The 14479-nt window shown below is 68.8% G+C and carries 10 protein-coding genes; 1 reads left to right on the plus strand and 9 read right to left on the minus strand.

Going from position 1 to position 14479, the window contains the following annotated elements; translation table 11 throughout:
* Positions 1-42: 42 nt before the first annotated feature.
* The 8 genes from mmsB to ACFMQL_RS04620 form a co-directional block, all read right to left on the minus strand.
* Positions 43-1311 carry a multiple monosaccharide ABC transporter permease gene (gene mmsB / locus ACFMQL_RS04585; protein WP_364067089.1) on the minus strand — a complete coding sequence of 423 codons (1269 nt, stop codon included), beginning with the start codon at positions 1309-1311 and terminating at the stop codon, positions 43-45.
* 5 nt (positions 1312-1316) lie between these two features.
* On the minus strand, positions 1317-2846 hold the full coding sequence (gene mmsA, locus ACFMQL_RS04590; protein WP_378784675.1) for a multiple monosaccharide ABC transporter ATP-binding protein: 1530 nt from the start codon (positions 2844-2846) through the stop codon (positions 1317-1319).
* A gap of 68 nt (positions 2847-2914) precedes the next feature.
* Complete coding sequence (gene chvE / locus ACFMQL_RS04595) at positions 2915-4024, minus strand: multiple monosaccharide ABC transporter substrate-binding protein (protein WP_364067092.1); 1110 nt, start codon at positions 4022-4024, stop codon at positions 2915-2917.
* A 272-nt stretch (positions 4025-4296) separates the two neighbouring features.
* Complete coding sequence (gene yjfF / locus ACFMQL_RS04600; RefSeq protein ID WP_378790133.1) at positions 4297-5283, minus strand: galactofuranose ABC transporter, permease protein YjfF; 987 nt, start codon at positions 5281-5283, stop codon at positions 4297-4299.
* 5 nt (positions 5284-5288) lie between these two features.
* On the minus strand, positions 5289-6329 hold the full coding sequence (locus ACFMQL_RS04605) for an ABC transporter permease (RefSeq protein ID WP_364067096.1): 1041 nt from the start codon (positions 6327-6329) through the stop codon (positions 5289-5291).
* A complete protein-coding gene (locus tag ACFMQL_RS04610; RefSeq protein ID WP_364067098.1) occupies positions 6326-7837 on the minus strand; it encodes a sugar ABC transporter ATP-binding protein in 1512 nt (503 codons plus the stop codon). The genes ACFMQL_RS04605 and ACFMQL_RS04610 overlap by 4 nt, the downstream gene beginning before the upstream one ends.
* Positions 7838-7935: 98 nt before the next feature.
* The gene (locus tag ACFMQL_RS04615; protein WP_378784676.1) at positions 7936-8931 is read right to left on the minus strand and encodes an ABC transporter substrate-binding protein; all 996 of its coding nucleotides are present in this window, start codon (positions 8929-8931) and stop codon (positions 7936-7938) included.
* Positions 8932-9007: 76 nt separating this feature from the next.
* Positions 9008-10015 (minus strand): LacI family DNA-binding transcriptional regulator, encoded by a 1008-nt coding sequence (locus ACFMQL_RS04620; RefSeq protein WP_364067206.1) that lies wholly within the window; start codon positions 10013-10015, stop codon positions 9008-9010.
* 229 nt (positions 10016-10244) lie between these two features.
* Here ACFMQL_RS04620 and ACFMQL_RS04625 point away from each other — a divergent pair, with 229 nt between their 5' ends.
* The gene (locus tag ACFMQL_RS04625) at positions 10245-13649 is read left to right on the plus strand and encodes an alpha-L-arabinofuranosidase C-terminal domain-containing protein (RefSeq protein WP_378784677.1); all 3405 of its coding nucleotides are present in this window, start codon (positions 10245-10247) and stop codon (positions 13647-13649) included.
* 39 nt (positions 13650-13688) lie between these two features.
* Here the strand turns inward: ACFMQL_RS04625 and ACFMQL_RS04630 are convergent, their stop codons facing one another.
* Positions 13689-14447, minus strand: coding sequence for a metallophosphoesterase (locus tag ACFMQL_RS04630; protein WP_378784678.1), 759 nt, complete (start codon positions 14445-14447; stop codon positions 13689-13691).
* Positions 14448-14479: the final 32 nt, after the last annotated feature.

Consider the following 14479-nt stretch of genomic DNA (forward strand, 5'->3'; position numbering starts at 1 on the left):
GGGGAGCCCGCGTGATCTTGGTGGCGGGCTCCCCATGAGCTCTCAGCGTCCTGCGGCACCCGCCCTGCGCTTGGTCCAGACGTCGAACGCGACGGCCGCGAGCAGCACCGCGCCCTTGACGAGCATGACCCGCTCGCTCGGGGAGCCGATCAGCGACATGCCGTTGTTGATGACCGCCATGATCAGGCCGCCGGTGATGGCGCCGACCACCTTGCCGACGCCGCCTTGCACGGCCGCGCCGCCGATGAACGCCGCGGCGATCGCGTCGAGCTCGAAGCTGTTGCCCGCGGTCGGGCCCGCCTGGTTGAGCCGGCCGGCGAAGATGATGCCGGCGATGGCCGACAGCACGCCCATGTTCACGAAGATCCAGAACACGACGGACTTGACCTTCACGCCGGACATGATCGCGGCCTGGAGGTTGCCGCCGATGGCGTAGATCTGCCGGCCGAAGACCGTGCGGTTGGCCATCAGCGAGTAGCCCAGCACGAGGATCGCCAGCAGCACGAGCACCCACGGCAGGTTCTTGAACCGGGCGAGCTGCACCACCAGGAACAGGATGATCGCGGCGCCCGCCGCCATCTTCAGCACGAACAGCGCCATGGGCTCGACGGCCTGGCCGTAACCCTTGCGCGCGCTCCTGGTGCGCCACTGCGCGGCGACCATGCCGGCGATCGCGACGATGCCGATGAGCAGGCTGAACAGGTCGGCGCCGCCGAGCGGGCCGAGGCCGATGTTGCCGAGGTAGCCGTCGGTGAAGCCGTTGGCCAGCGTACGGACCTGGTCGGGGAACGGCCCGATGCCCTGGTTGCCGAGGACGGTCAGCGTCAGCGCGCGGAACAGCAGCATGCCGGCCAGCGTCACGATGAACGCCGGGATCCCGAAGTACGCGATCCAGTAGCCCTGCCAGGCTCCGATGAGCGCGCCCGCCACCAGCGTGGCGAGCAGGGCCAGCGGCCACGGCCAGCCCATGTTGACCATGAGCACCGCGGCCAGAGCTCCCGTGACCGCCACCACCGAGCCGACCGACAGGTCGATGTGCCCGGCGATGATGATCAGGATCATCCCGATCGCGAGGATCAGGACGTAGGAGTTCTGGACGATGATGTTGGAGATGTTCTGCGGCTGGAGCAGCGCGCCGTCGGTGAGCACCGAGAACAGCACGATGATGAGCGCGAAGGCGATGTAGATGCCGCTCGATCGCAGGTTGAGCGATACGCCGCCGAGCGACACCCGGCCCGGCTGCCTGGGCGCCTTTCCTCCTTCGCCCGCGGCTCCGGCCTCACGCAGGCCGGTGGGCGTGATGCTGCTCATGGGAGCTACTCCTGTCCCTTGGTCATGAGATACATGAGGCTTTCCTGGGTGGCCTCCTGGCGGGGCACCTCTCCGGTGATGCGTCCTTCGGAGAGCGTGTAGATGCGGTCGCACAGGCCGAGCAGCTCGGGCAGCTCAGAGGAGATCACCAGAATGGCCTTGCCCTGGTCGGCCAGCCTGTTGATGATCGTGTAGATCTCGTACTTGGCGCCGACGTCGATGCCCCGGGTGGGCTCGTCGAGGATGAGCACGTCCGGCTCGGTCATGATCCACTTCGACAGCACGACCTTCTGCTGGTTGCCGCCGCTGAGCTGGCCCACGATGCTGTCCACACTCGGGGCCTTGATGTTCATGCTCTTGTGGAACTCCTCGGCGACCCGGTACTCCTCGTTCTCGTTCACCCAGCCGCGCTTGGCCAGGCTCTTGAGCCCGGCGGCGCTGATGTTGGTCTTGATGTCCTGGATGAGGTTGAGCCCGTAGCGCTTGCGGTCCTCGGAGGCGTAGGCGATGCCGTGGCTGATCGCGTCCTGGACGTTGCGGATCTCGACCGGCTTGCCGTCTTTGAAGATCTTGCCGGAGATGTGCACCCCGTACGTGCGGCCGAAGACGCTCATCGCCAGCTCGGTGCGCCCGGCGCCCATGAGCCCCGCGAGCCCGACGATCTCGCCGCGCCGCAGCATGAGCGAGGCGCCGTCGACCACCTTGCGGTCCGGCTGGGCCGGGCTGTAGACCGTCCAGTCCTCGATGCGCAGCGCCTCGTCGCCGATCTTCGGCTCGTGCGGCGGGAAGCGGTTGTCGAGCGCGCGGCCCACCATGCCCGCGATGATGCGGTCCTCGGTGACGTTGTCGGTGGCCATGTCCAGCGTCTCGATCGTGCGCCCGTCGCGGATGATCGTGACGGAGTCGGCGATCGCGATCACCTCGTTGAGCTTGTGCGAGATGATCACGCAGGTGATGCCCTCGTCGCGCAGCCCGCGCAGCAGGTCCAGCAGGTGGGCCGAGTCGTCGTCGTTGAGCGCCGCGGTGGGCTCGTCGAGGATGAGCAGCTTCACCTTCTTCGACAGCGCCTTGGCGATCTCGACGAGCTGCTGCTTGCCCACGCCGATGTCGGAGATCGTCGTGGTCGGGTTCTCGCGCAGGCCGACCCGCTTCATCAGCTCGGCGGCCTCGTAGTTGGTGCGGTTCCAGTCGATGAAGCCGCGGGTGGCGCGCTCGTTGCCGAGGAAGATGTTCTCGGCGATCGACAGCTGCGGGCTGAGCGCCAGCTCCTGGTGGATGATGACGATGCCGGCGTGCTCGCTGTCGCGGATGCCGCCGAACTCGCAGCGCTTGCCCTCGAAGGTGATCTCGCCCTCGTAGGTGCCGTGCGGGTAGACGCCCGACAGCACCTTCATCAGCGTCGACTTGCCGGCGCCGTTCTCGCCGCAGATGGCGTGGATCTCACCCCTGCGCACCGACAGGTTGACGTCCTGGAGCGCTTTGACGCCCGGGAACGTCTTGGTGATCCCGCTCATCCGCAAGATGTGCTCGGTCATATGCCCCTCGCGTTCAGGGATACCGCCCCGGGGACGTCATCGAGACGCCGTCCCCGGGGCACGGTCCCTTACTTGAGCTGGTCCTCGGTGTAGTAGCCGCTGCCGACGATGACGTCCTTGTAGTTGCTCTTGTCGACGATCACCGGGTCGAGCAGGTACGAGGGCACGACCTTGTTGCCGTTGTCGTAGTCCTTGGTGTTGTTCACCTCGGGCTGCTGGCCCTTGAGCACGGCGTCGGCCATCTTGACCGTCTGCTCGGCGAGCTTGCGGGTGTCCTTGAAGATCGTGGAGTACTGCTCGTCGGCGATGATCGACTTCACCGACTGCAGCTCGGCGTCCTGGCCGGTCACGATCGGGTACGGCTTGCTGTAGCCGGAGCTCTTCAGCGCCGACAGGATGCCGATGGACAGGCCGTCGTACGGCGAGAGCACGCCGTCGACCTTGGTGCCGCCGGTGTAGGTGCTGGTGATGATGTCCTCCATGCGCTTCTGCGCCGTGGCGGGGTCCCACCGCAGGATGGCGGCCTGCTTGAAGTCGGTCTGGCCGCTCTTGACCACCAGCGTGCCGTCGTCGATCTTCGGCTGGAGCACCGACATCGCGCCGTTCCAGAAGAACGTGGCGTTGTTGTCGTCGGGCGAGCCGGCGAAGAGCTCGACGTTGAACGGGCCCTTCTTGCCGTCCTCGACGCCGAGGCCCTTGAGCAGCGACGTCGCCTGCTGCACGCCGACCTTGAAGTTGTCGAAGGTCGCGTAGTAGTCGACGTTCGGGCTGTTGCGGATCAGCCGGTCGTAGGCGATGACCGGGATGTTGGCGTCGGCCGCCTGCTGGAGCTGCGAAGTGATGGCCGTACCGTCGATCGAGGCGATGATCAGGAGCTTGGCGCCCTTGGTGATCTGGTTCTCGATCTGGTTGGCCTGCGTCGGGATGTCGTTCTCCGCGTACTGGAGGTCGACCTTGTAACCGAGCTGCTCGAGCTGCTTCTTGACGTTGTCACCGTCGTGGATCCAGCGCTCGGATGACTTGGTGGGCATCGTGACGCCGATCAGGGCGCCCGCGTTGCCGGCGGCGGCCGAAGCCGATGTCTCGGCGTCGATGGTCTTCGTGCTCGATCCACACGCCGTCATGGTCGCGGCGAGCGCGATGGCCGACACCACGCCCCCGATTCGTCCCAACCTCATGAGTGTCCCTTTCCATGGGGGTCGCGGCAGCGCTGGAACGCGGCTGCTGCCGGATAAAGTAAGGAGATCCGTCCGTAGAACCGGACGAATCACAACAAAGCACACACCTGCTTCGCCCGATTGTTATCGCTAACAACGACCATGTCAACGCCCGGGCATAACCTGATGGTAACTTTCCAGTCGATTGCGCGAGCCGCCCGCCTCCCCTCTGACCAGGCGTGACACCCGTCGGAGCGGGCAAATGGGCAGGTTTCTTACCGGTTACCAGCGTTTCACCTCCGCGTCCGCACCGAGAACAGCCGCTGCAGGAGGATGAAGACGAAGAGCAGTGCGCCGATGACGATCTTCGTCCACCACGACGACAGCGTCCCTTCGAAGCTCAGAATCGTCTGGATCAGGCCGAGCACGAGCACGCCGAGCACCGTCCCCAGCAGGAACCCGCTGCCGCCCGTCAGCAGCGTGCCGCCGATGACCACCGCCGCGATCGCGTCGAGCTCCATGCCCGCGGCGTGCTGCCCGTAACCGGAGAGCATGTAGAACGTCAGCAGCACCCCGCCCAGGGCCGAGCAGAACCCGCTGATCGTGTAGACCATGATCTTCGTACGGCCCACCGGCAGCCCCATGAGGATCGCCGACTGCTCGTTGCCGCCCGTCGCGTAGACCGACCGGCCGAAGCGGGTGTAGTGCAGCACGTACGCCGCCACCGCGACCACCACGGCAGCGATCACCACGCTCGGCGAGATCCACAGATCGGCGAACAGATCGATCCTGGCCTGCGCGAACGCCGTGAACGTGGCGTCGCGGATGGGGATCGAGTCGGTGCCGATCGTGTAGCACAGGCCCCGCGCCAGGAACATGCCCGCCAGCGTCACGATGAACGGCTGGATGTCGAAGGCCTGCACGATGTACCCCATCACCAGCCCGAGCCCCGAGCCGATGAGCAGCACCAGCGGCACCACCAGGTACGGCGGCCACCCGGGCCCCTCCATGAGGCTGGCCGCGATCATCGTCGACAGCGCCACCACCGAGCCGACCGACAGGTCGATGCCGCCGGTCAGGATCACGAACGTCATCCCGACGGCCACCACCAGCAGGAACGCGTTGTCGATGAAGACGTTCAAGATGACCTGCCCGTGGGCGAAGCCCTCGTAGCGGATGCCGCCCGCCACGAACATCGCCACGAACAGGCAGCCGGTCACCAGGACCGGCAGGTACTTCGACGGCACGGACACCCGCCCGAGCGCCGCCGTCCCGCTCATCGTGCTCATGACCTCACTCCGTCCGGCGCGCTCGTCTCCTCCTGTGCGGCTGGGGCCGGGACCGGGGGCGGCGCCGCACGCCCGCGCCCTCGCCCGCGCAGCACCTTCGCACGGAACGACGGCGACTGGATGAGGCAGACCGCCGTCACCACCAGCGCCTTGAACAGCAGCGTCGTCTCCGGCGGCACGCCGATCGAGTAGATCGTGGTGGTCAGCGACTGGATGATGAGCGCGCCCAGCACGGTGCCGCCGAGCGAGAAGCGCCCGCCGGCCAGCGAGGTGCCGCCGATCACCACGGCCAGGATCGCGTCGAGCTCGATCCACAGGCCGGCGTTGTTGCCGTCGGCGCTGGAGACGTTCGAGCTGATCATCAGGCCGGCGACGCCCGCGCACAGGGCGGCGAAGGCGTAGACCATGACGATGATCCCGCGCGACCTGATGCCGGCGAGCCTGCTCGCCTCGGCGTTGCCGCCCACCGACTCGATGAGCACGCCCAGCGCCAGCCTCCTCGTCAGAAACGCGGTGATGGCCAGCACGACCGCCACGATGATGATGCCGGACGGCAGGGCCAGCCAGTAGCCGGCGCCGATCTCCTTGTACGCCGGGCTGTTGACGGTGATGATCTGCCCGTCGGTGATGAGCTGGGCGAGCCCGCGCCCGGCCACCATGAGGATCAGCGTGGCGATGATCGGCTGGATGCCGATGCCGGCCACCAGGAACCCGTTCCACAGCCCGAGCACCAGGCACAGGCCGAGCGCCAGCGCAACGGCGGTGAACACGCTCGCGTCCCCGCTGATCAGCAGGCAGGCCAGCGCGCCCGAGATCGCCACCACCGAGCCCACCGACAGGTCGATGCCGCCGGTCGCGATGACCAGCGTCATGCCGAGCGCGACCAGGATGAGCGGCGCGCCGAAGCGCAGGATGTCGATGAGGCTGCCGTAGAGGTGGCCGTCCTTGACCTCGATCGAGAAGAAGCCGGGCGTGAAGAACACGTTCAGCGCCAGCAGCGCGATGAGCACCGCGATCGGCCAGATCAGGCGTCTCATGAGGTCCGCCCTCCGCTCGCGATCGTCTCCATCAGCACGTCGGTGGTCAGGCCGGCGTCGTTGGGCAGCTCGGCCACCAGCCGCCGGTCGCGCAGCACCTCGACCTTGTGGCTGAGCCGCAGCACCTCCTCAAGCTCGGCCGAGATGAACAGCACCGCCATCCCGCCGCCGGACAGCTCGGCCACCAGGCGCTGGATCTCGGTCTTCGCGCCGACGTCGATGCCGCGGGTGGGCTCGTCCAGGATGAGCAGCCTGGGCTCCAGGATCAGCCACCTGGCCAGCACCACCTTCTGCTGGTTGCCGCCGCTGAGGTCGCGTACCAGGTGGTCGGGGTTGGGCGGGCTGATCTTGAGCGCCTCGATGTACTTCCTGACCAGCTCGTCCTGCTGGTCGCGGGGCACCGGCCTGGTCCAGCCCCGGGTGGCCTGGAGCGCGAGGATGATGTTCTCGCGCACGGTGAGGTCGGGGATCAGCCCGTCGGCCTTGCGGTTCTCCGAGCAGAAGGCGATCTTGTGGTTCATCGCCGCGCGCGGCGTGCGCAGCGAGGCGGGCCGGCCGCCGATCGCGATCTCGCCGGTGCTCGCGTGGTCCGCGCCGAACAGCAGCCGGGCGATCTCCGTACGGCCGGAGCCGAGCAGCCCGGCCAGCCCCACCACCTCTCCCTCGTGGATGGTCAGGCTGAACGGCTCGATCGCCCCGGTGCGGCCGAGGTCGCGCGCCTCGACCAGCGGCCGCTCCGCCACCTCGGAGGCGCCGTGCAGCCGCTCCAGCGCGGCCAGCTCCTTGCCGATCATCTTCGCGACCAGCTCGACCTGCGGCAGCTCGCGGGTGGCGTACTCGCCGACCAGCCGGCCGTTGCGCAGGATCGTCATGCGGTCGGAGATCTCGTAGATCTGGTCGAGGAAGTGCGAGACGAACAGGATCGCGATGCCCTCGTCCTTCAGCCGCCGCATCACCCTGAACAGCTGCCGCACCTCGTCGGCGTCCAGGCTGGAGGTCGGCTCGTCCAGGATCAGCACCTTCGCGTCGATGTCGATGGCCCGCGCGATCGCCACCATCTGCTGCACGGCCAGCGAGTACGACGACAGCGGCGCGGCCACGTCGAGATCGAGCTCAAGGCGCGCCAGCAGCTCGCCCGCGCGGGCCCGCATGCGCCGCCAGTCGATGCGGCCCAGGCGGCGCGGCTCCCTGCCGAGCAGGATGTTCTCGGCGACGGACAGGTTCGTGCAGAGATTCACCTCCTGGTAGACCGTGCTGATGCCGGCCTGCTGCGCCTCCAGCGGGCTGCCGAACGCCACGGGCCTGCCGTCCAGCTCGATGGTGCCCGCGTCGGCGGCGTACACGCCGGTGAGCACCTTGATCAGGGTGGACTTGCCCGCTCCGTTCTCGCCCATCAGCGCGTGCACCTCGCCGGGCAGCAGCCGCAGGTTCACGCCGTCCAGGGCCGTCACCCCCGGAAACCTCTTGCCGATCCCGCTCATCGTCAGGACCGGCGCGGGTACGGCCATGTGCCTTTCCCCTTCCGTGGATTTTTCCGTGCATGAGGGGCGGCCCGGACGCCTGCGCCGGGCCGCCGCTCCTCGTCGTCACGCCCTGCGGCGCCCGGTCAGTACTGGCGGCTGGGCAGCGCTTCCTTGGCCTGTTCCTGGGTGAAGGTGGTCTCCTCGGTCACCACCCTGGGCGGCACCTGCTCGCCCGCCACGATCTTCTTGGCCAGGTCCATGAGCTGCGGGCCGAGCAGCGGCGAGCACTCGACGATGAAATTGATCTTGCCGTCGGCGAGCGCCTGCATGCCGTCGCGCACCGCGTCCACGGTGATGATCTTGATGTCCTCGCCGGGCTTCTTGCCCGCGCCCTCGATGGCCTCGATGGCGCCGAGCCCCATGTCGTCGTTGTGCGCGTAGAGGACGTCGATGTCCGGGTGGGCCTTCAGGAAGGCCTCCATGACCTCCTTGCCCTTGGCCCGGGTGAAGTCGCCGGTCTGCGAGGCGATGATCTTGAACTTGGGGTCCTTCCCGATGACCTCGGCGAAGCCGGCCTTGCGGTCGTTGGCCGGGGCCGAGCCGGTCGTGCCCTGCAGCTCGACGATGTTGACGGTCTCGTCGGAGTCCTTGTACTCCTCGACCAGCCACTGACCGGCCTTCCTGCCCTCCTCGACGAAGTCCGAGCCGAGGAAGGTCTTGTAGAGCGAGGTGTCCTGGGAGTCCACCGCGCGGTCGGTCAGGATGACCGGGATGTTCGCCCTCTTGGCCTCGTTCAGCACCGGGTCCCAGCCCGACTCCACCACCGGGGAGAAGGCGATGACGTCCACCCGCTGCTGGATGAACGAGCGGATCGCCTTGATCTGGTTCTCCTGTTTCTGCTGGGCGTCGGAGAACTTGAGCTCGATGCCCGCCGCCTGTGCCGCCTCCTGCACGGACTTGGTGTTGGCGGTACGCCAGCCGCTCTCCGCGCCGACCTGGGAGAAGCCCATGACGATCGCGTCGTCCTTCCCGCCACCGGCGCCTGCGTCGCCACCGGTGCCGCCGCCCTCGCTGCCGCAGGACGTCACCGCGAGCGCGGTGAGCCCGGCGAGCATCAGCGCCGAGATCCTCTTGAACACGTGGGGGGTTTCCTTCCTGGTGTGAGCGCTAACACCCCGGCTCGGGGGGCAGCGCGTCCTGCCTTGCCGCGGCGGCTCAGGCCACGGGGGCCGTACTGGCCCTGGCCACGAACGAGGGCGGCACCACCAGCCGCTCCCGCCCGTCGTGGCCGCCTTCGAGCTGCCGTATCAGCACCTCGATGCCGTGCCTGCCCACCGCGTCGAAGTCCTGCCTGATGGTCGTGAGCGGCGGCGAGAAGTACGCCGACTCGGGGACGTCGTCGAAGCCGACCACGCTCACCTGCTCGGGCACTCTCACCCCCTGCTCGGTGAACGCCCGCAGCACGCCCAGCGCCATCTGGTCGTTGGCGACGAAGACCGCCGTGACGTTCCTCATGTGCGCCAGGCTGCGGCCCGCCTCGTATCCCGAGCGCGGGCTCCAGTCGCCGGCGAGCGGGCGCGGGACCTCCCGGCCCGCCTCCTCCAGCGCTGCCCGCCACCCGGCCAGGCGCCCCTCGGCCTCCAGCCAGTCGGAGGGGCCGCTGACGTGCCAGACCGTCTCGTGGCCGAGCGACAGCAGGTGCTCGGTGGCGAGCCTGCCGCCCGCGACCTGGTCGACGCAGACGACCGAGACGTCACCGGCCTGTCCGCCGCCGGCCTCGCCCCCGATCGCTCCCTCGACCGCGACGGCGGGCATGCCGGGCGGCAGGTCGGCCAGCGCCTCGGCGGCCGAGCGCTGCGGCGCGACCACCACGGCGCCGTCCACGCCCTGCTCGGCCAGGTAGTCGAGGGCGTCGCGGACGCCGGCCCGGTCGATCGAGGTGAGGCTGACGACGCTGACGAAGTAGCCGGCCGCCCTGGCCGCCTGCTCGATGCCGTAGACGGTGCTGGCCGGGCCGTACAGGGTGGTGTCGAAGCTGACCACGCCGAGCGTCCTCGAGTGCTTGGTGACCAGGGCGCGGGCGACGAGGTTGCGGCGGTAGCCGAGCTTGTCGATGGCCTGGAGCACCCGCGTACGGGTCTCGCTGCGGACGTTCGGATGGCCGTTGAGCACGCGCGAAACCGTCTGATGCGACACGCCGGCCTCCTTGGCCACGTCGGCCATGACGGGCGGGCGGCGCCCCAGGGTGGATCTCACAGCCGTGCTCCTTTCCTGGCTTGGCCCCGACTGTGAACGCTCACAATCACTCCCGTCAAGGGCTCGCCGGATTACGGTCGGGTTACACAGCCGCCTCTTGACGCCCCTGGTCGGACGTCCTTAACTAATCGCCGATCGCAGTTGTTAACGCTCACTTATGTGTTAACGCTAACAACCCATGAGGAGCCCCCCGCTCATGTCGCGCATCGCCCTGTCGGCCCTGCTCGTGGCCGCCTCCCTGGTCGCACCGGCCCGCGCCCCGGCCGATCCCGCCCCCGATCCGATCCCCGACGGCGCGATCGTGGACGAGTTCGACGGCACCACGCTCGGGCCCGACTGGAGCGTGCTCTCCCCCGACGACTCCCGCTGGAGCCTGTCCGGCGGCGCGTTACGCCTCGACACCTCGACCGGCGACACGCACCAGGCCACCAACAACGCCAGGAACCTGTTCCTCGTGGACGTCCCCGACGGCGACTTCGAGGTGGTGACCAAGCTCAGCGCCCCCGTGGCGCTCGACTACCAGAGCGCGGGCCTGCTGGCCTGGCAGGACTGGGACAACTACGTGCGCGCGGGCCTCGCCCACGTGGGCTTCGCGGGCGGCCCGGTGATCGAGACGGCCACCGAGGTCGGGGCGGCCTTCACCGCGCAGTTCGCGGCCAGGCCCGGCTCAAGCGCGGAGATACTCAAGCTGGCCAGGACCGGCGACGAGTTCGTCTCCTCGTACTGGGACGGCTCCGCCTGGGTGCAGGCGGCGAAGATGACCGCCCGGCTGTCGGTCGGGCAGGTCGGGCTGTTCGGGCTCTCGGCCCAGAACGGCACCTCCATGCGGGTGGGCTTCGAATACTTCGCGATCAAGGCGGCTCCCGGCCGGGCGGTGGTGCCGGAGGGGACGTTCACGCTGCGGGCTCCGGCGCTGCCGTACCTGAGCGCGGACCGCTCGGGCACGGTGCGCGCCTCGGCGTCGGCGGACATGACGAGCCTCGCCTTCACCGCCGAGCCGAGCGGCGACGGCGTGAAGCTCAAGGAGTCCGGCGGCACGTATCTGGAGGCCGCGGCCAAGCTGCGGCTGAGCGGGAAGGGCTCGGTCTTCCGGCTCACCGACGCGGGCGGCGGCAAGGTCAGGCTCGCCTCGGGCGATCAGGCCGTCGCCGTCAAGGGCGGCGCGCTCGTGATGGCGGCGCCCGGTGAGGCCGCGAAGTTCCGGATCGAGCGCTACAGCACGGGCGAGCTCACCGTGGACACCCGGGCCAAGGGCACCAAGGTCAGCCCCGACCTGTACGGCGTCTTCTACGAGGACATCAACCACGCCGCCGACGGCGGCCTGTACGCCGAGCTGGTGCAGAACCGCTCGTTCGAGTTCAATTCCATCGACGAGCCCGGCTACACGGGCCTGACCGCCTGGAGCAAGGCAGAGCGCGGCGCCACCGCCACGCTGACCGTCTCCGGCGAAGAGCCGCTCAACTCCAACAACCGCAACTACCTGCGGCTCGACGTGACCGGCGGGGGCACGGCCGGGGTGAGCAACGCCGGGTTCAACCGCGGCGTGCCGCTGAAGGCCGGCGAGCGCTACGACCTGTCGCTGTGGGCCAGGCGGGCCGAGCCCGCCACGCTCACGGTGACGGTCGAGGACGGCACGAAGGTGCTGGGCCGGGCCACTGTGCGCGTCAAGGCGGGCGGCTGGGCCAAGTACCGCGCATCGTTCACCGCCTCGGCCACCACCGACGCCGGGCGGCTCGTCGTCCAGGCGCCCGCCGGGCGCACCGACCTCGACATGGTCTCGCTGTTCCCGCGCAAGACGTTCAAGGGGCACGGGATGCGCGCCGACCTGGCCGAGCTGATCGCCGATCTCAAGCCGAGCTTCCTGCGCTTCCCCGGCGGCTGCGTGACGAACGTCGGCACCTACGACCCGTACGCGGAGACCGGCGACCGGCGCCGCATCTACCAGTGGAAGGAGACGATCGGCCCGGTCGAGGAGCGGCCCACCAACTTCAACTTCTGGGGCTACAACCAGAGCTACGGCATCGGCTACTACGAGTACTTCCAGTTCGCCGAGGACATCGGGGCCAAGCCGCTGCCGGTGCTGTCGGTGGGCGTGAACGGCTGCGGCGAGAACCGCCCGCTGACCGACGAGGCCAAGCTGGCCCGCTGGGTGCAGGACACGCTCGACCTGATCGAGTTCGCCAACGGCCCCGTCACCTCCACCTGGGGCAAGAAGCGGGCCGAGATGGGGCATCCGAAGCCCTTCGGCCTTGAGTACATCGGGCTCGGCAACGAGGAGATCTACGAGGAGTTCTTCACCAACTATCCGAAGTTCGCCGATGCCATCAGGGCGAAGCATCCGGAAATCAAGATCATCTCGAACGCCGGGCAGACCTCGCAGGGCGCCTGGTTCGACCGGATGTGGCAGTTCGCCCGCGACCAGAAGGCCGACCTGGTCGACGAGCACTACTACAACAACCCCGACTGGTTCCTCGCCAACAACCGCCGCTACGACTCCTACGACCGCGAGGGGCCGAAGGTGTTCGTGGGCGAGTACGCCTCCCGGGGCAACACCTTCTACAACGCGCTCAGCGAGGCGTCGTACCTGACGGGCATCGAGCGCAACTCCGACGTGGTCCGGCTCGCGTCGTACGCGCCGCTGCTCGCCAACGTGGACTATGTGGACTGGACGCCCGACCTCATCTGGTTCGACAACGACGAGGCGTACGGCTCGCCCAGCTACCACGTGCAGCGGCTGTTCTCCACGAACGTCGGTGACCGGATCGTGCCCAGCAGGTTCGAGGGCGAGCCCAGGCCGGTCGAGGACATCAAGGGCGCCGTCGGGCTGGGCGCGTGGAACACCGCCGTCCGCTACGACGACGTCAAGGTCACCGCGGCCGACGGCACCGTGCTGCTGGATGACGACTTCTCGGCGGGCGCGGACCGCTGGTCGCCCGGCCTCGGCACCTGGGCCGTCGAGGACGGCGCGTACGTGCAGACCGCCCAAGTCGAGGACGCCCGCTCCACGGCGGGCTCGGCCGACTGGTCGAACTACACGATCGAGGTGACGGCACGCAAGACCGCCGGGGCCGAGGGCTTCCTGCTCATGTTCGGGGTCCGCGACAGCGGCAACTTCTACTGGTGGAACGTCGGCGGCTGGAACAACACCCAGTCCGCCGTCGAGAAGGCCGTGGGCGGCGGTAAGTCGTCGATCGCCACGTCGCCGACCACCGTCGAGACCGGCCGCGACTACCGGCTGAAGGTGCAGGTCAGCGGGCGCACGATCACGACCTGGCTGGACGGCGAGAAGATCAACGAGTTCGTCGACGACTCCCGGGTCGAGCCGCTGTACCAGGTGGTCTCCAGGGACGGGAAGACGATCACGCTCAAGGTCGTCAACGCCCAGGACGGCGCCGTACGCGCGAGCGTGGACCTCGGCACGGCCCGGCTGCGCCCGTCGGCCACCGTGACGTCGCTGACCGGAGAGCCGTCCGACGTCAACTCGATCTCCGACCCCGATCGCATCTCGCCGCGGCGGCAGCGGGTGAACGGCTTCTCCTCGGCCTTCACCTACGACTTCCCGGCATACTCGGTGACGTTCATCGAGCTCAGCGAGCGGTGAGACCCGGCGGCGGGCCTCCGCACAGGCCCGCCGCCGCTCTCACGGCACGACGCGGTAGTGGGTGGTCACCCGGCCCGCGTTCTCATCGAAGACGTGGAAGGCGATCAGCGGCGGCAGCGCGTAGTCGATGCAGTCGTCGAAGGTCACCCCGCCCTCCCATGGCCACGTCAGCGTGGAGACCACGCCGCCGCCCACCAGCAGCGGCAGGCCCGCGAACGTGGTGACGGCGGCCGTGTGGGCGTGCCCCACCAGCACGGCGGGCACGTTCGGGTGCTCGGCGAGCAGCGCCTCAAGGCGGCCGGTCTCGTGCAGCCTGATGCCGTCGATGGCCGGGCCGTGCAGCTGGACCGGCGGGTGGTGGAAGGCCACGAACACCGGCAGCCCGCCACTGCCCGCCAGCACGCCGCCGAGCCAGCCGAGCGTCTCGTCGTCCAGGCGGCCCGCGTCCTCGCCGGGGATCGAGGAGTCGCACATCGCGTAGATCGCGTTCGGGGTGCGCAGCACCTGGTTGACCGGCCGGGTGCTCCGTTCCCCCTGATCGCCGAGCAGGACGCGGCGGAACTCGGCGCGCACGTCGTGGTTGCCGGGGCCGATCAGCACGGCGTGGCGGGAGGCGAGCAGCTTGGCGGCGGTCTCGTACTCCTCGGCGCGGCCGTGGTCGGCGATGTCGCCGGTGACGAGCACCGCGTCGAGCTCGCCCGGCAGCGCGTCCAGATACCGCATGACCGCCTCCGTACGGCTGACGGCCTCGGGAGTCGCGCCGATGTGGACGTCGCTCAGATGAGCGATCACGAACATGTCGATGACCCTTCGCCGGAACCTGCTCTCAC

The organism is Nonomuraea fastidiosa (genome assembly GCF_042751225.1).
Classification (GTDB): domain Bacteria; phylum Actinomycetota; class Actinomycetes; order Streptosporangiales; family Streptosporangiaceae; genus Nonomuraea; species Nonomuraea fastidiosa.

What these genes read in the sequence shown, in the direction of transcription:
- chvE (WP_364067092.1), bottom strand. Translation starts at nt 4,024, where the DNA reads ATGAGGTTGGGACGAATCGGGGGCGTGGTGTCGGCCATCGCGCTCGCC.
- ACFMQL_RS04605 (WP_364067096.1), bottom strand. Translation starts at nt 6,329, where the DNA reads ATGAGACGCCTGATCTGGCCGATCGCGGTGCTCATCGCGCTGCTGGCG.
- ACFMQL_RS04630 (WP_378784678.1), bottom strand. Translation starts at nt 14,447, where the DNA reads ATGTTCGTGATCGCTCATCTGAGCGACGTCCACATCGGCGCGACTCCC.
- mmsA (WP_378784675.1), bottom strand. Translation starts at nt 2,846, where the DNA reads ATGACCGAGCACATCTTGCGGATGAGCGGGATCACCAAGACGTTCCCG.
- ACFMQL_RS04610 (WP_364067098.1), bottom strand. Translation starts at nt 7,837, where the DNA reads ATGGCCGTACCCGCGCCGGTCCTGACGATGAGCGGGATCGGCAAGAGG.
- mmsB (WP_364067089.1), bottom strand. Translation starts at nt 1,311, where the DNA reads ATGAGCAGCATCACGCCCACCGGCCTGCGTGAGGCCGGAGCCGCGGGC.
- yjfF (WP_378790133.1), bottom strand. Translation starts at nt 5,283, where the DNA reads ATGAGCGGGACGGCGGCGCTCGGGCGGGTGTCCGTGCCGTCGAAGTAC.
- ACFMQL_RS04620 (WP_364067206.1), bottom strand. Translation starts at nt 10,015, where the DNA reads ATGGCCGACGTGGCCAAGGAGGCCGGCGTGTCGCATCAGACGGTTTCG.
- ACFMQL_RS04625 (WP_378784677.1), top strand. Translation starts at nt 10,245, where the DNA reads ATGTCGCGCATCGCCCTGTCGGCCCTGCTCGTGGCCGCCTCCCTGGTC.